This window comes from Streptomyces sp. NPDC007905 (genome assembly GCF_042959345.1).
In the GTDB taxonomy this organism is placed as follows: domain Bacteria; phylum Actinomycetota; class Actinomycetes; order Streptomycetales; family Streptomycetaceae; genus Streptomyces.
In genome coordinates, this window is the sequence record NZ_JBIBKS010000013.1 from 201,669 (window position 1) to 218,567 (window position 16,899).

The window sequence follows — 16,899 nt, forward strand, 5'->3', positions numbered from 1 at the left end:
TGCCCGTAGCGGCGGCGAACTTGCGGTGACCTCGACGGATCGAGCCGTTCCGGAAGTGGTACGAGCGTGTCACGTGCGCGCAGCACCCGCTTAACACGGGTACGGCACATTGGTGGGTGTCGGCAGGGCGGGAGCGGCTCCCCGCCCCAGCCGGCGCCGAACGGCGCCAAGGACCTCCGGAGCGGCTCCCGGACCTCCATGGACGCCACGGACGCGCAAGCCCGGCCCTGACCCGGCCCGCGTCCTTCGCGGGGACCGCCGTCGTCCCGCCCCCCGGCAACGGGGGTGCGGCGGTCCCCGCGCAATGCCTCCCAGCCGACCTGCGGTCGCGGTGACTTCGGCACCGCCGGTCACGGCCGTCGTGGCCGAGCGCCGTCGCGGCGGCAGGGGTCAGCGGGCGTCGGTTGTCGCCCAACGCCACGAAGCCGGCCGTCACCCACCTCTCGCGGTCCCTGCGCACCGAGCGAGGTGGGGCCGCGGGACGTGCGGGTCACCGACATCGAGCCGGGGCTCACGGAGACCGAGCTGAAGACGCACGTCGGCAGCGCCGAGCTGTCCGGGCAGCTGGACGGCATGTTCGAGGCGATCGGGGGCCTGACGGCGGCGGAGGTCGCGAATGCCGTCGCCTACGCCACCGGCCGCCCCAGGCGCGTCCATCTGCGCCAGATCATGGTCCTGCCGACCTTGAAGGCGTGAGCCGGGCGGGCCGCTCAATCCTGCCGGGAGGACCGGTCCCGGCGCCCGGTGACGATCTCGGGGTTGAGCCGCACGGCCTGGGCCGCGTTGACGCCGACGATGCCGACCCAGGCGGCCACCATCCCGGACATCCCGGCGAGGGCGCCGCCGATCGCGGACAGCGGGATCGCCGAAATCAGGGAGACGATGGCGAAGCCGAAGCGTTCGGCCCAGCTGTCGGCCCCCTTCCGCCGCCGGGCGCCGCGCGCGTCCGCCATCCGCTGCTCGGCCAGGTGCCGCCGCACCCGCCGGTCCACCGTGTCGTCGATGCGCTGCTCGACCTTCTCCAGGAAGGAATCGACGAGCGCGGAGTCGTACTCCTCGCCCAGTTCCCTGCGTGCCCGTACGGTGGCGTCCAGATCCTTCTTGAGGTCGACGTCCCGTGAGTCCAGTGCGCTCATGCGCTTCACCCTAGGGAGCGGTCGCGCCCGCCGCACTGGGGACAACCCCCCTCTTCGCCCCGGCGCCGGTACCGCTTCTCGATCGACGCCCGGCGGCTGCTTCACCAGCCCGTGCGGCGCCGTCGGGAAGCGCTTGTGGACCCGTCGAACCGCATCATGAGATGTCCCTTGCCCGACTGCATAATGTCATGCAGAGTTCTTGGTGTCTGAATAGGTTGTCGCTGCTCGGGTGTCGGCCCGAGGTGACGACGACCGCGGAGCAAGACCGGATGGCCGGTTCGAGGGGAGTTTGGGCTTGATGTCGTCTCGCGTCATGGACGCACCGGAGTCCGTGCGGTCCGCGACCGTGGTCCTCGACGGGACCGGACTCGGCGTCGAGGACGTCGTACGGCTCGCCGACGGGGACGCCCGGCCGGTCCCGGAGGCCGACGCGATGCGGCGGGCGGAGGAGTCCTGGAACGCCGCCCGGCAGATCGCGGCGACCGGGCGCGTCTACGGCCGCTCCACCGGCGTCGGCGCGAACCGGAACGACGACGTGCCCACCGAGGCCGCCGCCGGACACGGTCTGCGCCTGCTGCGCAGCCACGCCGGTGCCATCGGCGAGGAACTCCCCGCCCGGCAGGTGCGCGCGATGCTCGCCATACGGGCCAACCAACTGCTGGCCGGTGGCGCCGGGCTGCGGCCCAGCGTGGTCACCGCCCTGTGCGAGGCGCTGGGTGGCGGCGCCCATCCGGTCGTCAACGAGTTCGGCTCCGTCGGCACCGGGGACATCGCGGCGCTGGCCCAGGTGGGGCTCGCGCTGGCCGGGGAGCAGCCGTGGCGGGGAGCGGGCGCGCCCGAGCCGCAGCCCCTCGACAACAACGACGCCCTCGCCCTGATCAGCAGCAACGCCCTCGCCCTCGGCCAGTCCGCGCTCGCCCTGCACGAACTGCGCGGGCTGATCGGCGCCACCCAGGTGGTCGCGGCGCTGTCCCTGCTCGCCGTCGACGGCTCCCACGAGGCGTACGCCGCGCCCGTGCACGCCGCCCGCCCGCACCGCGGGAGCACCGAAGCGGCCCGGCGGATGCGGGAGCTGATCGGCGCCGCGGACCGGCCGACCCCGCCGCTGGGCCGGATCCAGGACCCGTACGGCTTCCGCTGCCTGCCCCAGATCCACGGCCCCGCGCTCGACGCGGCGGACGCCCTCGAGCAGGTCCTGGCCGTGGAGATCAACGCGGCGGCCGAGAACCCGCTCATCGCGCCCGAGGACCTGGCCGCCTACCACCACGGCGGCTTCTACCAGGCCCAACTTGCCCTCGCCCTGGACCACTTCCGACTCGCGGTGACCCAGGTGGCCCGTCTGTCCACGTCCCGCCTGTCCACCCTCAACGAGCCCGCCTACACCCGTCTGCGCCCCTTCCTCGCCGACCACGAACCGGCCGCCTCGGGCGTGATGATCCTGGAGTACGCGGCCGGAGCCGCCCTCGGCGATCTGCGGGCCTTCTCCGCCCCCGCGTCGCTCGGACACGCTGTACTCTCCCGGGGCGTCGAGGAACAGGCGAGTTTCGCCTCGCTCGCCGCGCGTCAAACGCTGCGCGCGTGCGGTGCGTACCGTCTGGTGGTCGGCTGCGAACTCGTCGCCGCCGTCCGGGCGCTGCGCCAGCGCGACCTGAGGCCCGACCCGGGGCTCGGGGCCGGACGGGCGTTCGCGCTCGCCGAGTCGGTCCTCGACCACGACCTGGCCGACCGGCCGCTCACGGACGACGTGACGGCGGCGGCCGCACTGCTCGACCGGTTCACGGACATCTGGAGGGGGAGCACGTCATGAGCGTGGACAGGAGTACGGCTGCGACATCCGGTGCGACGGACAGTCCGGCCACGCGGCTGCAGGCCCTCTTCGAGGGGCACCGGCTCACGCCCACCCAGCGCCGCATCGCGCACAGCATGGTGCGGCGGGCCGCCGACGTGCCCTTCCTGTCCAGCGTGGAGCTGGCCGAGCTGGCCGGGGTCAGCCAGCCCTCGGTGACCCGGTTCGCGGTCGCCCTCGGCTTCGACGGCTACCCCGCCCTGCGCAAGCACCTGCGCGAGGTCGTGCCCGCCGAACCGGCCGCCGAGGCGGGCTCGTACAACGAGTACCAGCAGGCCGTCGAGGCCGAGATCGAGAACCTGAAGCACCTCGCGGAGCTGCTCGCCGACCCGCGCCCGGTGCAGAAGGCCGGCCGGATCCTGGCCGCCTCCCGCCCGCTGCCGGTGCTCGGCCTGCGCGCCGCCGCCTCCCAGGCGTACGGCTTCGCGTACTTCGCCGCCAAGGTCCACCCGGACGTCCGGCTGCTCAACGAGGGCGGCACGATGATCCACGACCGCATCGACGCGGCCGTCCGCGCGGGCGCCACGGCCCTGCTGTGCTTCGCGCTGCCCCGGCACCCGCGCGAGGTCGTCGACACCCTCGCCTACGCCAAGGAGGCCGGCCTGACCGTCGTCACGGTCGCCGACTCCGCCTTCGCGCCGGTCGCCAACTACTCCGACCTGCTGCTGCCCGCCGCCGTCGGCACCGGGCTCGCCTTTGACACCGCGTGCGCGCCGATGCTGCTCGGGCGGGTACTGCTGGAGGCACTCTGCGACGACCTGCCCGAGGCCCAGGCCCGGTTGGAGGAGTTCGACGCGAACGCGGCCGCCCGGGGGCTGTTCGTCGAGTGAGCTGCCGCGTTCTCAGACTCGTCTCACCTTCTGCCGCTAGCTTCGTGAGGAGACGCAGGCGCTGTGTGGAAACGTGACACGGGAGGCTGACGTGGCGCGCGGAGAACGCGGAGGACAGGGGCTGGCCCGGGTGGCCGTCGTCGTACGGGCCGGGGCCGCACCGCTGTGGTGGTTCGGGGTGTTCGGTGCCGGGATCGGTGCCCTGGTGCCCGGGGTGACCGGGCGCCGGATCGGGGTCATGGCGGGGGCCGCGCTGTTCCTTCTGGCCGCGGCCGTCGTGGCACTGGTACGGCGGAAGCGGTACGCCGCCCTCGTTCGCGGGGCGGCCCGCGCGGGCAGGTACGACGTGCTGCAGGACCGGGCGGTGACGGTGCGCAGCTGGCGCCGCGGACACCGCTGGTGGCTCCTGCTGGCCTTCGCCGTCGCCCTCGGCAGCTCCTTCGCGGTGCCCGCGGCCGGGGGCATGCTGCTGGCCGGGGCCGGCACCGGGCTGCGGCTGAAGGCCGCCTGGCTCGGACGGCGCGAGCGGGCCGGGGACACGCTGCTGTGGGTGCGCGTCGACTGGCTCGACAAGCGGGGCGGAAGCCCTGCGGGCAAGGCCGTGAAGGGCCTGCGGGGTACGGGCATCGCGGCCGGCGACGCGGCCCCGGGCGGGGCCCGCCGCCGTACCGCGGCGCTCGTGTGATCGAGAGCTAGACCTCCAGGTCCTCCTCGATCCTCCTCAGCTGGTGCCGGGCCATCGCCAGGTTGGCCCGGGAGGCGTCCAGGACGAGGTAGAGGAAGAGACCGTTGCCGCCGCGGCCCTTGAGCAGGCGGATCAGGTGGTACTGGTCCGACAGAGTGATCAGGATGTCGTCGATCTCGGCCTTGAGGCCCAGATGTTCCATCGTGCGCATCTTGGCGCGGATCACGTCCGTGTTGCCCGCGGCGGCCACGTTCAGGTCGAAGCTCTTGCTGCCGCCCATCGTGCCCAGCGCCATGCCGCTGGTGTAGTCGACGAGGGCGACGCCGGTGGCGCCCTCGATGGAGGTCAGCGCCTCTTTCAGAGCGGTTTCGGTGTTGGCCATGGTGGTCCTCTCAGCTGTCGGTTGCGGTGCGCGCTTCGGTGGCCGTGGTGCGTGGCGCGCGCGTGGGTCGGGTACGTGGTGCGGGTGTGGTTCTGGCGGTGGGCCGGGTGGCTGCCGCCGCGGCCTCGGCGGCGTCGAGCAGCTCCCCGATGCGGGCGCCGGCCCGGCGGCCCTCCAGATGCAGCCGGCCGACGTTGACCCGGTCCTGGGTGAGCAGGGTCAGCACGGCGGTGCGGCCGGCCGCGTAGGTGGCGATGTAGCCGTGTTCGCCACGGACCAGCAGCTCCCGGAAGCCGCCGTGCCCGGTGGCGTCGGCGACCCGTACGGCCACGCCGAGCGCGGCCGCGGTGAGCGCCGCGAGGCCCTCCGGGTCGACACCGGGGGTGTCGTGGGCGACGACGAGACCGTCGACGCCGGCCGCGAGCGCGCCGGTGAGCTGCGGGACACGGGTCCGCAGCCGGCGCAGCTCGTCCACGACGGCCTCCAGGTCCTGTTCGGGCACCATCAGCTCTCTCCTCTCGGCGGGGCGGTGCCGTTCAAAGCGCCTCCAGCGCATCCCTGAGCCTCTTCAGCAGCGCGATGTCGGGGTCGGTGACCGTGAGCGGGGGAGTCGGGAGACTCGGCGGTGGAGCGGGGGCCGTGGGCACCGGCCGGACGAGTCCGGCCGCCGCGAGCCGGCGTACGTCCACCAGCGTGTGGAACGCCTGCCTGCCCAGGTTGCGGGCGATCTGCGAAGCCGAGCGGACGCCGTCCACCCGGTCCAGGACCGCCCGCTGGCGGGGAGTGACCGGCGCCGCCGCGGCCGCGTCGGCGCGGATCAGCGGGGCGCTGTCGGCCGCCGGGTCCGGCCACAGGCGGTGCAGCAGCAGACGCCGGCGCAGGGTCTCGCGTTCCAGCGCGATGACCGGAACCGAGGGCAGCGGCCCGAGGCGGGGTTCGCTGTCGTAGCGGAAGCGGCCCGGGGTGCTGCTCGGGGACAACGCGAAGTATCCCGCGTCGTACAGCGCGTCCAGGTGGCACAGCTCCAGGGCGCCCTCGGGCAGCAGCCCGGCATCCAGCAGCCGGTGGGCCGCCCCCCTCGTGTCGCCGGCCTGCTCGGCGGCCCGTTGCCAGGCGGCACCGGCGAGGGTGCCGTGGGCCGTGAGGAGCACCTCGAGACCGGGGGCGTGGGGGCTCTCGGCGTGCACCACCCGGCCCTCGGCGAGGTGCAGGGTGCCGTGCTCCCGGACGAGGACGCCGGTGGCCTGTTCCTCGGCGAGCCGCCGGAGCATCGGCGACAGCGCGCCCGCCGTACGCTCCTGTGCGGCGGTTCTGTCCCGCACCGGTAGCGGCGGCGGTGTACCGACCATGGTCATCCCAGCACCAGCCGGGCGGCCATCTCACCGAGCCGGATCCGGGCGAGGGCGAGGTTGCCCTCCTCGCGGCCGAGCCACAGGTGCAGGAACACGCTGCTGTCGAAGGACGTGTCCACGAACCGCAGCAGGTGGTAGCTGTCGCGGTTGCTGACGATCACGTCCTCGACGGGCGGCCGTCCGTCCTCGCCGTCGCCGGCCGCGAAGGCGCCGTGCTCGGCGGCCAGCCGGGCCAGTTCGGCGGCCTCGGCCGCGGTGGTCTCGTGGTCACCGCCGGGGGCCTCCCCGACGGTGCCCAGAGCCAGTCCGCTCGTCCAGTCCACCAGCGCGGCCCCCCGGGCACCGGGCAGTCGCATCGCTTCCAGTAAGCACTCGTCGATTCCGGGCACGCCGGCTCCCCTCCCGCCTGTACTCCGGTTGAGTGACAGTGACACTACGCAACGTGTGCGCGAAGGGTGAGCGCTTTGGCATTTTCCAGTGGAACGTGCTCCCGGCGTACTAGTGTTGGCCAACTGGCGACTGTCCAACGGCAGTTAAACCATTTGTTCGAGACGCGCTCGGGGTGTGTCAACGGCTCCCGGGCACGTGGAGGGTGGTGAGCGCGGACGCGTGCGCCCCGCCGGACTCGGCCACGACCTCCGGCACCGTCTGGGGCTCCCGTACGGTCGCGAAGGCCACACCGCCCGTCCCGTCCGGCGCGAAGCCGTAGATCCCCGGCCGGACGAGGGAGTTGTAGGCGTAGTGGTGGGCGAAGTAGTACGCGCCCGTGTCCAGCGCCGCCGCGTAGTCGCCCTGTTCCAGCAGCGGCAGGGTGCGCCCCTCGGCGAGCAGATCGCCCGAGAAGCAGGCCGGCCCCGCCACGTCCTGCACCACCTCGGGGCCCGGCTTGGGGCGCCCCTTCGCGTCGTAGGCGGCGATCCGCAACGGCCACGCCCCCGGCGCGTACACGGTCCGCGTGGCCACCTGCACGCCCGCGTGCGTCACCGCGATCCGCCGCCCGCCGGAGCTCTTGGCGTACTCCACCCGCGCCACCACCGTGCCGTGCTTGGCCAGCAGCGACCGCCCGAACTCCGTCACCAGCCCGTACCGCCCGTCGAACAGCCCCGGCACCTCCCGCGCCAGCAGCCGCGCGTACTGCGCGTAGGTCGGGGCCGTCCCTTCCGCGGCGAAGTTGACCGGCAGTCCGCCGCCGATGTCGAGCGTGTCGATCTGCGGCCGCCCGATCCGCGCGTTGATCTCCTCCGCCAGCGCGTACGTCTCCGCCACGCCCCGCGCCATCAGTGACAGCGGGATGCCCTGCGAACCCGTGTGCGCGTGCAGCCGCGTCAGCCACGGCCGGTCCGCGTAGGCCCGGACGACCCACTCCCGGGCGCCCTCGTCGCGCAGTGCCACGCCGAACTTGGAGGTCTCCGTCGCCGTCGAGGTCGCCCCGATGGTGCCCGCGCCGACCTGCGGGTTGACCCGGATGCCCAGCGGCGACCGGGTGGCCGCCACGGGGGCGCCTCCGATGCCTTTCGGACCATGGGCGAGGACCAGCGCGTCGAGCCGGTCCAGCTCCTGCGGGTTGTCCGCGTTGACGGCGATGCCCAGCGTGAGCGCCTCGCGCAGTTCGGCCGGCGTCTTGGCGGGCGAGTCGAGCACCGTCCGGTCCGGCGGCAGCCCCGCCGCCCGCGCCAGCGCCAGTTCGCCCGGGCTGGCCACCTCCGCCCCGATGCCCTCCTCGTGCAGCAGCCTCAGCACCGGGACCAGCGGGGTCGCCTTCACCGCGAAGGCATGCAGTACCGGCGTGCCCGGCGCCACGACCGCGTCGAACGCCGCCCGCAGGGCCGCCGCCGACTCCCGGATGCCGGTGACGTCCAGCAGTCCCACCACGGCCGCGTCCGGCCCGAGCAGCCCCTGCTCCACGGCGCCGCACACCGCCTCGTTCCGCCGGGCGGCCCGCTCCCGGGCCTCGCTGTCGGTGTCGTGCTCCACGACCTCTCCCCTCCTCTCGGCCTTCAGGTACTTCCAGCCAAACATCCGGGACGCGCGGACGCGGCCGCCCGGATGTATTGACTAGCTCTATTCAGACAGACAGGATGTGAATAGAGAGAGCAACAGGAGGAGGCAGACGATGTCGGGACCCCGCCCCGTACGAGCACCGCGCGGCACGGAACTGAGCACCCTGGGATGGCAGCAGGAAGCCGCCCTGCGGATGCTGCAGAACAACCTCGACCCCGAGGTGGCCGAGCACCCCGACAAGCTCGTCGTCTACGGCGGCACCGGCAAGGCCGCCCGTGACTGGCGCTCCTTCGACGCGATGGTGCGCACGCTGCGGACCCTCAAGCAGGACGAGACCATGCTGGTCCAGTCCGGCCGTCCGGTCGGCGTGATGCAGACCCACGAGTGGGCCCCGCGCGTCCTCATCGCCAACTCCAACCTCGTCGGCGACTGGGCCAACTGGGAGGAGTTCCGCCGTCTGGAGGCCCTCGGCCTGACCATGTACGGCCAGATGACGGCCGGCTCCTGGATCTACATCGGCACCCAGGGCATCCTCCAGGGCACCTACGAGACCTTCGCCGCCGTTGCCGCGAAGAAGTTCAACGGCACCCTCGCCGGGACCATCACCCTGACCGCCGGCCTCGGCGGCATGGGCGGCGCCCAGCCCCTCGCCGTCACCATGAACGACGGCGTCGCCATCTGTGTCGACTGCGACCCGCGCGCCATCGAGCGCCGCATCGAGCACCGGTACCTCGATGTGAAGGCCGACTCCCTCGACCACGCGCTGCAGCTGGCCGTGGAGGCCCGGGACGCCCGTCGCCCGCTGTCCATCGGCGTCCTCGGCAACGCGGCCGAGCTGGTCCCGCAGCTGCTCGCGATGAACGCCCCCATCGACATCGTCACCGACCAGACCTCCGCCCACGACCCGCTGGCCTACCTGCCGGTGGGCGTGGCCTTCGAGGACATGGCCGACGCGGCCGCCAAGGACCCGGCCGGCTTCACCGCCCGCGCCCGCGAGTCCATGGCGAAGCACGTCGAGGCCATGGTCGGCTTCATGGACGCCGGCGCCGAGGTCTTCGACTACGGCAACTCCATCCGCGGCGAGGCCCGGCTGGCCGGGTACGACCGCGCCTTCGCCTTCCCCGGCTTCGTCCCGGCGTACATCCGGCCCCTCTTCTGCGAGGGCAAGGGCCCGTTCCGCTGGGCGGCCCTGTCCGGCGACCCCGCCGACATCGCCAAGACCGACAAGGCCATCCTCGACCTCTTCCCGGAGAACGAGTCCCTGGCCCGCTGGATCAAGATGGCCGGTGAGCGCGTCCACTTCCAGGGCCTGCCCGCCCGCATCTGCTGGCTCGGCTACGGCGAGCGCGACAAGGCCGGCGAGCGCTTCAACGACATGGTGGCCTCCGGCGAGCTCGCGGCTCCGCTGGCCATCGGCCGCGACCACCTGGACTGCGGCTCCGTCGCCTCCCCGTACCGCGAGACCGAGGCCATGCTCGACGGCTCCGACGCCATCGCCGACTGGCCGTTGCTGAACGCCATGGTCAACGTGGCCTCCGGTGCGTCGTGGGTGTCCCTTCACCACGGTGGTGGCGTGGGCATGGGGCGCTCCATCCACGCCGGCCAGGTCACCGTGGCCGACGGCACCAAGCTCGGCGGCGAGAAGATCCGCCGGGTGCTCACCAATGACCCCGGCATGGGCGTCATCCGGCACGTGGACGCGGGCTACGACATCGCCGAGTCCGTCGCGCAGGAGCGCGGAGTGCGGGTGCCGATGCGCGAGGGTGACGAGGCGTGAGTGAGGTCCAGGGAGGGCACGGCAACTCTCCGGCGGGGGCCGAGGCCTCGTCGCCGGGTGCGGGTTCGGCCGTGCCCGCCTTCCCCCGGGCTCTCGGCTCCGCTCGAGCAGGGGGGACCCCCGACGACCTGTGGAACGACTGCCCACAGCCGGTGCGGTCCGCGGGTTCGGGTGATGCGCCACAGCCTGGTGCCTCCTTCCAGGAGATGTGGCGGGAACTGCTCCCCATCGGCCGGCACCCCGACTCGCGCGGCTACCGCCGTTTCGCCTGGACCGGGGCCGACGCCGAGTGCCGGGCCTGGTTCCAGGAGCAGGCCGAGGCCCGGGGGCTCGCCTACGAGGTCGACCGCAACGGGAACCAGTGGGCCTGGCTCGGGGATCCGGCCGCCGGGGACGCCGTCGTCACCGGGTCGCATCTGGACTCGGTGCCGGACGGCGGCGCCTTCGACGGGCCCCTCGGTGTGGTCTCCTCCTTCGCCGCCCTGGACGAACTGCGCGGGCGGGGAGCGCGGTTCACCAAGCCCCTGGCCATCGTCAACTTCGGTGACGAGGAGGGCGCCCGGTTCGGGCTCGCCTGTGTCGGCTCCCGGCTCACCGCCGGGCAGCTGACCGTCGAGCAGGCCCACCGGCTCACCGACGGCGGGGGCATCAGCCTTCCGCGGGCCATGGAGGCCGCCGGCCACGACCCCGACGGCATCGGGGCCGACCCGGAGCGGCTGGCCCGTATCGGCGCCTTCGTCGAACTGCACGTCGAGCAGGGCCGCGCGCTGGACCTGTCCGGTGACCGGGTCGGCATCGCCAGTGCCATCTGGCCGCACGGCCGCTGGCGCTTCGACTTCCGCGGCGAGGCCAACCACGCGGGCACCACCCGCCTGGTCGACCGGCGCGACCCGATGCTGTCCTACGCCGAGACCGTGCTCGCGGCCCGCCGGGAGGCCGAACTGGCCGGTGCTGTCGCCACCTTCGGCAAGATCTCCGTCGAGCCCAACGGCGTCAACGCCATCCCTTCCCTGGTGCGCGGCTGGCTCGACTCCCGCGCCGCCGACCAGGAGACCCTGGACACCGTCGTCACCGGCGTGGAGAAGGCCGCGCGCGAGTACGCGGCCGCGCACGGGGTCGACCTGGACGTCGTCCGGGAGTCCTTCACCCCGGTGGTCGAGTTCGACCACGCGCTGCGCGACGAACTCGGCCGCATCCTGGGCCGGGACACCGGGCTGAAGGTGCCCGTCCTGGGGACCGGCGCCGGACACGACGCCGGAATCCTCTCCGGGCGCGTTCCGACCGCCATGCTGTTCGTGCGCAACCCCACCGGCGTCTCGCACTCCCCGGCCGAGTTCGCGGCCGAGGACGACTGCGTGGCCGGGGTGAGCGCGCTCGCCGACGTACTGGAAGGACTGGCCTGCAGGTGACCACACGGACCTACTGGTTGGAACACGCCTGGCTCGGCACCAACGTCGAGCCGGGCGTGGCCGTCACGGCGTCGGTCAGCGGCTCCGCCGCGGGGCTGGACGGCCGTATCACCGCCGTCCGCACCGGTGTACCCACCCCGCCGCCCGGCGCCGAGATCCTGCGCGGCCTGACGCTGCCCGGTCTGGCGAACGCCCACTCCCACGCCTTCCACCGGGCGCTGCGCGGCACGGTCCAGGTGGGCAGCGGCACCTTCTGGACCTGGCGCGAGGTGATGTACTCCGTCGCCGACCACCTGACCCCGCAGACCTACCACGCGCTCGCCCGCGCGGTGTACGCCGAGATGGCGCTGGCCGGCATCACCTGCGTCGGCGAGTTCCACTACGTGCACCACGCGCCCGGCGGCACCCCCTACGCCGACCCCAACGCGATGGGCGAGGCGCTGATCGCGGCCGCCGCCGAAGCCGGTATCCGCATCACCCTCCTGGACACCGCCTACCTCTCCTCCGCCATCTCGAACAAGCACGGTGGCGAGCCGCCCAACGCCCACCAGCTGCGCTTCTCCGACGGCAGCGCGGAGGCCTGGGCCGAACGCTGTGCCGTTCTCAAGGAGCGGGACCACGCGCGGATCGGGGCGGCGATTCACTCCGTGCGCGCCGTGCCCGCGGACCAGTTGGCGACCGTGGCGCGGTGGGCCGAGGAGCGGCGGGCCCCGCTGCATGTGCACCTGTCGGAGCAGACCGCCGAGAACGACGCCTGCCAGGCCGCGCACGGCTGCACCCCCACCCGGCTGCTCGCCGACCACGGCGTCCTCGGGCCGCGCACCACCGGGGTGCACAACACCCACCTCACCGACGACGACATCGCGCTGCTCGGCGGCTCGGGCACCGGCACCTGCATGTGCCCGACGACCGAGCGCGACCTGGCGGACGGCATCGGCCCGGCCGTCGCCCTGCAGCGGGCGGGCTCCCCGCTCTCCCTCGGCTCCGACAGCCACGCCGTCGTCGACCTGCTCGAGGAGGCACGCGCGATGGAGCTGAACGAGCGGCTGCGCACCCGCACCCGGGGCCACTGGACGGCCGCCGCCCTGCTGCGCGCGGCGTCGGCGGACGGCCACGCGGCACTGGGCTGGCAGGACGCGGGCAGCCTGGAGGAGGGTGCGCTCGCCGACTTCACGACGATCGCCCTGGACTCCGTCAGGACGGCGGGGCCGCTGCCGCGGCTCGGCGCCGAGACAGCCGTATTCGCCGCGTCCGCCGCGGACGTACGCCACACCGTCGTGGGCGGCCGTCATGTCGTACGAGACGGTGTCCATGCCCTCGTGCAGGACGTGCCGTCGGCGCTGGCGGACGCCATCGAGGCCCTGCGAGGCTGAAACCGATCGTCACCCCTGAGGACACCATGAGCAGCAGCACCGTCATCACCAACATCGCCACGCTGGTCACCAACGACCCCTCCCACGGAGGGAGGTCCCCCCGCTCGAGCACATGCGAGAGCGGGGGAGGCTCCCCCCTCGGTCTGATCCAGGACGCGGCCGTCGTCATCGACGGCGGACGCATCGCGTGGACCGGTGAATCCAGCAAAGCACCCGCCACTGACAACCGGGTCGACGCGGGCGGCCGGACGGTGCTGCCGGGCTTCGTGGACTCCCACTCCCACCTGGTCTTCGCCGGTGACCGCACCCAGGAGTTCAACGCCCGCATGTCGGGCCGCTCCTACAGCGCGGGCGGCATCCGCACCACGGTCGCGGCCACCCGCGCCGCCACCGACGCGGAACTGGAGCAGAACCTCACCCGGTACCTGGCGGAGGCCCTCCGCCAGGGCACCACCACCCTCGAGACGAAGTCGGGCTACGGCCTCACCGTCGAGGACGAGTCCCGGGCCCTGCGCATCGCGGCCCGCCACACCGACGAGGTGACGTACCTCGGCGCCCACATCGTCCCGCCCGACTACGCCGACGACCCGGCGGCCTACGTCGCCCTGGTCACCGGCGAGATGCTGGACGCCTGCGCGCCCCACGCCCGCTGGATCGACGTCTTCTGCGAGAAGGGCGCCTTCGACGGCGATCAGGCCCGGGCGATCCTCACCGCGGGCCGGGCCAAGGGCCTGCACCTCCGCGTCCACGCCAACCAGCTCTCCTACGGGCCCGGCGTCCAGCTGGCCGTCGAGCTGGACGCGGCGAGCGCCGACCACTGCACCCATCTCACGGACGCGGACGTGGACGCCCTCGCGCACGGCGACACGGTCGCCACCCTGCTGCCCGGCGCCGAGTTCTCCACCCGCGCCGAGTGGCCGGACGCCCGCCGCCTCCTGGACGCGGGCGCGACGGTCGCCCTGTCCACGGACTGCAACCCCGGCTCGTCCTTCACCTCCTCGGTGCCCTTCTGCATCGCCCTGGCCGTGCGGGACATGCGCATGACGCCCGACGAGGCGGTCTGGGCCGCCACGGCGGGCGGTGCGGCGGCCCTCCGCCGCACCGACATCGGCCACCTCACCCCCGGTGCTCACGCCGACCTGACGCTGCTGGACGCCCCCAGCCACGTCCACTTGGCGTACCGGCCGGGGGTTCCGCTGGTCAGCGGGGTCTGGCGCAGGGGCGAGCGGGTCGTGTGACCGGGCGGCCCGGGGCCGTGTTCAGGCGGCCCCGGCCCGCCACCGCTGCCCCGAGCCCCCGTTCAACGGCTCCAGCGCCACCCCGTCACCACCGTCCGGTGTCACCGCCGTCTCGATGGCGATCGCCGGGCGGATCGTGCCGTCGGGGTCCACGGTGAAGCGGAGGTTCTGGCCGTTGCGACCGTAGACCGAGTCGCAGTCCCAGATGCCCACGCCCCGGTCGGTCGAGCCGCGGCTGTCCAGGCAGTAGTCGGAGTCGGCGGCCGAGCGCAGCACGCCCAGGCCGGCGTCGACGCGCCAGCGCTGGGTGGCCGAGGAGTCGCAGGGCGCCGTGATGACGTCGTTGCCCTGCGACAGGTCGCCGTCACTGATGTCCAGACAGCGGCCCGTGGCGAGGTTTACCACCTGGGCGTAGGCGCTGCCCGGCGGTGAGAACGTGGGGGACGGGCTCGGTGTGCGGCGGGGCGGCGGGGGCGTGGTCGGGCGGTGGGTAGTCCTGGCGGGCGAGGGCGACTTGGTCGTGCGGGAAGGAGTCGGGGAGGGAGAGGGGGAGGAGGACGCGGAGACCGTTGCCGTCACCGTCACCGGTGGGGGCGTGGGCGTCGCCGCCGCCGGTGGCCGGTCGGGTGCGTCCGGCGAGGTCAGGAGGAACACCAGCAGCGGGGCCAGGGCCACGCCCAGGGCAGCCGAGGCCAGCACGTAACGGCGCTGCGCCGGCCGGTTCCTGGTCAGCTGAGGCGCTGTGGGGACCGGGACCGGCTCGGCCTGGCGTATGTACGACGTTCCGCCCCAGGGCAGCAGGCCCTCCGCCAGCGCCTGCCTCGGGGTGTCCCGCAGGGCGGTCAGGTTCTCGAACGCGGCCGTGCAGTGCGGGCATTGGGCCCTGTGGGCGTCCAGGTCGGCGCTGCGGCGGGGACCGTCCTGCCGTACCGCCTCCTCGATCAGACGGCGGAAGTCGGCGCAGCGCGGGTCGTCGGAGGCGGCCAGACGGTGTCTCAGGCACGCCTGCGCCAGGGCCTTCAGTGCCTGCGGGATGCCGTGGGAGACGTCCGCGCGGCTCAGGCCGAGGAAGGCGGCGGTGCGCTCCATGGGCTCCTCTTCGAGGACGCCGTACCAGATCAGGCCCTGGGTGCGGGAGGAGAGCGTGTGGAACGCCGGCAGCAGGGGAGGGGTCGGGCCCTCGGGCAGACCACTGGAGTTCAGCACCAGCAGGAGCGCGGGGTCCACACCCGCGGAGCGCTCGTCCACCGCCCACGCGGCCGCCAGCCGTGCGGTCAGGAGCAGGAGATGGTGGCGCAGCGGGACGTTCGGCTCCCGGCCGCGGGCCGTTTCGCGGGCCGCCGTGGTGAAGGCCTCCGCCGCCAGCCGGCGTGCGGCGGACTCGCTCGCGGCGCACAGACGGGCGTAGGCGAGGACCGCCGGGTGGTGCCGGCGGCGCAGCTCCTGCAGTGCCGGGTAGGCCGTCGAGGTGGGGGCGCGCAGCAGTTCCGTCAGCCGTGTGTCCGGCGTGTCCGCGTGTCCGTCGCCCGCATCGGCCCGGTCGCCACCCTGAGCCATCCAGCACCCTCCGTCCCCAAGACCTCTGACGTACCAGCAGGTTCGGGGGCCCATCGTGATGCAGGGGGCGGGTCCGGGAAAGAGGTTACCCAGGGTAACCGCATAACGGTTCGCGTCACGGCCGGCAGAAAGGTTCGCGCCCCGGCCGCATGACGGCCGGCACCCCGGGTACCGTCCACCCGGGGTATTGCGGCCCGCACACGACGAAGCGGCCCGGCACCGTCGGCCGAGCCGCCTCACGCGCGCACCCGGAGGTCACTCCTCCAGTGTCAGCCCCTTGCGCAACCGCACCAGCGTGCGCGAGAGCAGCCGGGACACGTGCATCTGGGAGATGCCGAGTTCCTCGCCGATCTCCGACTGTGTCATGCCCGCGACGAAGCGAAGGGAGAGAATCTTCCGGTCCCGGGACGGGAGTTCGGCGATCAGGGGCTTCAACGACTCGACGTACTCGATGCCTTCGAGCCCGTGATCCTCGTACCCGATGCGGTCCGCCAGCGCACCCTCGGAGTCATCCTCCTCGGGCTGGGCGTCCAGGGAGGAGGCGGTGTAGGCGTTCGAGGCGGCCATGCCCTCGAGGACCTGGTCGTTGGAGATGCCGAGCCGCTCGGCGAGCTCCGCGACAGTGGGGGCGCGGTCCAGCTGCTGGGCCAGCTCGTCCCCGGCCTTGGCCAGATCCAGCCGAAGCTCCTGCAGCCTGCGCGGTACGCGCACGGACCACGAGGTGTCACGGAAGAAGCGCTTGATCTCGCCGATGATGGTCGGCATCGCGAAAGTGGGGAACTCCACACCGCGGGCGAGCTCGAAGCGGTCGATCGCCTTGATCAGGCCGATCGTGCCGACCTGGACGATGTCCTCCATCGGCTCGCTGCGGGAGCGGAAGCGCGAGGCGGCGAACTTGACGAGCGCGAGGTTCAGCTCGACGAGTGTGTTGCGGACGTACGAGTACTGGTGCGTCCCTTCCTCCAGCGACTCCAGCCGCTCGAAGAGGGTCTTGGACAGGGCCCGCGCGTCGACCGGGTCGACCTCGTGGAACAGGGGGATCTCCGGGAGTCCCTCGAGCGGGTCGAGAGCGTCGATGGGATCGATGGGATCCAGTTGTTCCGGTGGGGGTGTCGACGTCGCGATCCGGGTATGCGATTCGTCGAGCCGGGGTGACATGGGTGTCCTCCATCGTTCTCGGCATATGGCTGCCGAAGCCAGTACGTGCACTGCGGTGTGCGGCGCCTCCAAAGCCGGCGTGTAGGGGTGTGTGTCTTTACTAGCCCTACCTGCTTTCCGGAGAGGATCGCAAGTACGTTCTGTAGCGGTATGTC

15 protein-coding genes and 1 pseudogene are annotated in these 16,899 nt (G+C 73.1%); 8 read left to right on the forward strand and 8 right to left on the reverse strand.

Annotated features, from left to right (window positions below):
• Window positions 1–416: 416 nt before the first annotated feature.
• Window positions 417–696, forward strand: a pseudogene (locus tag ACFZDC_RS23895) (short-chain dehydrogenase); the annotation flags it as partial.
• 14 nt (window positions 697–710) lie between these two features.
• On the opposite strand, the gene ACFZDC_RS23900 reads toward ACFZDC_RS23895, so the two are convergent.
• Entirely contained in the window at window positions 711–1,136 is a 426-nt protein-coding gene (locus ACFZDC_RS23900) for a hypothetical protein (protein ID WP_391326830.1), read from the reverse strand.
• 298 nt (window positions 1,137–1,434) lie between these two features.
• Here ACFZDC_RS23900 and ACFZDC_RS23905 point away from each other — a divergent pair, with 298 nt between their 5' ends.
• From ACFZDC_RS23905 to ACFZDC_RS23915, 3 genes are all read left to right on the forward strand, one after another.
• On the forward strand, window positions 1,435–2,943 hold the full coding sequence (locus ACFZDC_RS23905) for an aromatic amino acid lyase (protein ID WP_391326832.1): 1,509 nt from the start codon (window positions 1,435–1,437) through the stop codon (window positions 2,941–2,943).
• Entirely contained in the window at window positions 2,940–3,812 is an 873-nt protein-coding gene (locus ACFZDC_RS23910; protein ID WP_391326834.1) for a MurR/RpiR family transcriptional regulator, read from the forward strand. Before ACFZDC_RS23905 ends, ACFZDC_RS23910 begins: the two co-directional genes overlap by 4 nt.
• Before the next feature lie 91 nt (window positions 3,813–3,903).
• Window positions 3,904–4,497: a hypothetical protein gene (locus tag ACFZDC_RS23915; protein ID WP_391326836.1), complete on the forward strand. Its 594-nt coding sequence runs from the start codon at window positions 3,904–3,906 to the stop codon at window positions 4,495–4,497.
• 7 nt (window positions 4,498–4,504) lie between these two features.
• On the opposite strand, the gene ACFZDC_RS23920 is transcribed toward ACFZDC_RS23915, so the two are convergent.
• The 5 genes from ACFZDC_RS23920 to ACFZDC_RS23940 all read right to left on the reverse strand — a co-directional run bounded on the left by ACFZDC_RS23920 (window position 4,505) and on the right by ACFZDC_RS23940 (window position 8,250).
• Window positions 4,505–4,879, reverse strand: coding sequence for a hypothetical protein (locus tag ACFZDC_RS23920; RefSeq protein WP_391326837.1), 375 nt, complete (start codon window positions 4,877–4,879; stop codon window positions 4,505–4,507).
• Between the two features lie 10 nt (window positions 4,880–4,889).
• A complete protein-coding gene (locus ACFZDC_RS23925; RefSeq protein WP_391326839.1) occupies window positions 4,890–5,384 on the reverse strand; it encodes a roadblock/LC7 domain-containing protein in 495 nt (164 codons plus the stop codon).
• 31 nt (window positions 5,385–5,415) lie between these two features.
• Entirely contained in the window at window positions 5,416–6,234 is an 819-nt protein-coding gene (locus ACFZDC_RS23930; protein ID WP_391326841.1) for a transcriptional regulator, read from the reverse strand.
• Window positions 6,231–6,620 (reverse strand): hypothetical protein, encoded by a 390-nt coding sequence (locus ACFZDC_RS23935; protein ID WP_391326843.1) that lies wholly within the window; start codon window positions 6,618–6,620, stop codon window positions 6,231–6,233. The genes ACFZDC_RS23930 and ACFZDC_RS23935 overlap by 4 nt, the downstream gene beginning before the upstream one ends.
• A 178-nt stretch (window positions 6,621–6,798) precedes the next feature.
• Window positions 6,799–8,250, reverse strand: a complete 1,452-nt coding sequence (locus ACFZDC_RS23940; RefSeq protein WP_391326845.1) for a diaminopimelate decarboxylase — start codon at window positions 8,248–8,250, stop codon at window positions 6,799–6,801.
• Window positions 8,251–8,344: 94 nt separating this feature from the next.
• Here ACFZDC_RS23940 and hutU point away from each other — a divergent pair, with 94 nt between their 5' ends.
• The 4 genes from hutU (at window position 8,345) to hutI (ending at window position 14,029) form a co-directional block, all read left to right on the forward strand.
• Window positions 8,345–10,009: a urocanate hydratase gene (gene hutU / locus ACFZDC_RS23945; protein ID WP_391326847.1), complete on the forward strand. Its 1,665-nt coding sequence runs from the start codon at window positions 8,345–8,347 to the stop codon at window positions 10,007–10,009.
• A gap of 206 nt (window positions 10,010–10,215) precedes the next feature.
• On the forward strand, window positions 10,216–11,418 hold the full coding sequence (locus ACFZDC_RS23950) for an allantoate amidohydrolase (RefSeq protein ID WP_391326940.1): 1,203 nt from the start codon (window positions 10,216–10,218) through the stop codon (window positions 11,416–11,418).
• Window positions 11,415–12,791, forward strand: coding sequence for a formimidoylglutamate deiminase (locus tag ACFZDC_RS23955; protein ID WP_391326849.1), 1,377 nt, complete (start codon window positions 11,415–11,417; stop codon window positions 12,789–12,791). Before ACFZDC_RS23950 ends, ACFZDC_RS23955 begins: the two co-directional genes overlap by 4 nt.
• A gap of 26 nt (window positions 12,792–12,817) precedes the next feature.
• Window positions 12,818–14,029, forward strand: coding sequence for an imidazolonepropionase (hutI, locus tag ACFZDC_RS23960; protein ID WP_391326851.1), 1,212 nt, complete (start codon window positions 12,818–12,820; stop codon window positions 14,027–14,029).
• 21 nt (window positions 14,030–14,050) lie between these two features.
• Here the strand turns inward: hutI and ACFZDC_RS23965 are convergent, their stop codons facing one another.
• The gene (locus ACFZDC_RS23965) at window positions 14,051–15,586 is read right to left on the reverse strand and encodes a ricin-type beta-trefoil lectin domain protein (RefSeq protein ID WP_391326853.1); all 1,536 of its coding nucleotides are present in this window, start codon (window positions 15,584–15,586) and stop codon (window positions 14,051–14,053) included.
• A gap of 255 nt (window positions 15,587–15,841) precedes the next feature.
• Window positions 15,842–16,744 (reverse strand): SigB/SigF/SigG family RNA polymerase sigma factor, encoded by a 903-nt coding sequence (locus ACFZDC_RS23970; protein WP_391326856.1) that lies wholly within the window; start codon window positions 16,742–16,744, stop codon window positions 15,842–15,844.
• Between the last annotated feature and the right edge of the window lie 155 nt (window positions 16,745–16,899).

Bases quoted from the DNA above. Each gene is read 5' to 3' on its own strand.
- ACFZDC_RS23900 (WP_391326830.1), bottom strand. From the start codon at position 1,136: ATGAGCGCACTGGACTCACGGGACGTCGACCTCAAGAAGGATCTGGAC.
- ACFZDC_RS23905 (WP_391326832.1), top strand. From the start codon at position 1,435: ATGTCGTCTCGCGTCATGGACGCACCGGAGTCCGTGCGGTCCGCGACC.
- ACFZDC_RS23910 (WP_391326834.1), top strand. From the start codon at position 2,940: ATGAGCGTGGACAGGAGTACGGCTGCGACATCCGGTGCGACGGACAGT.
- ACFZDC_RS23920 (WP_391326837.1), bottom strand. From the start codon at position 4,879: ATGGCCAACACCGAAACCGCTCTGAAAGAGGCGCTGACCTCCATCGAG.
- ACFZDC_RS23925 (WP_391326839.1), bottom strand. From the start codon at position 5,384: ATGGTGCCCGAACAGGACCTGGAGGCCGTCGTGGACGAGCTGCGCCGG.
- ACFZDC_RS23930 (WP_391326841.1), bottom strand. From the start codon at position 6,234: ATGACCATGGTCGGTACACCGCCGCCGCTACCGGTGCGGGACAGAACC.
- ACFZDC_RS23940 (WP_391326845.1), bottom strand. From the start codon at position 8,250: ATGTTTGGCTGGAAGTACCTGAAGGCCGAGAGGAGGGGAGAGGTCGTG.
- hutU (WP_391326847.1), top strand. From the start codon at position 8,345: ATGTCGGGACCCCGCCCCGTACGAGCACCGCGCGGCACGGAACTGAGC.
- ACFZDC_RS23950 (WP_391326940.1), top strand. From the start codon at position 10,216: ATGTGGCGGGAACTGCTCCCCATCGGCCGGCACCCCGACTCGCGCGGC.
- hutI (WP_391326851.1), top strand. From the start codon at position 12,818: ATGAGCAGCAGCACCGTCATCACCAACATCGCCACGCTGGTCACCAAC.
- ACFZDC_RS23965 (WP_391326853.1), bottom strand. From the start codon at position 15,586: ATGGCTCAGGGTGGCGACCGGGCCGATGCGGGCGACGGACACGCGGAC.
- ACFZDC_RS23970 (WP_391326856.1), bottom strand. From the start codon at position 16,744: ATGTCACCCCGGCTCGACGAATCGCATACCCGGATCGCGACGTCGACA.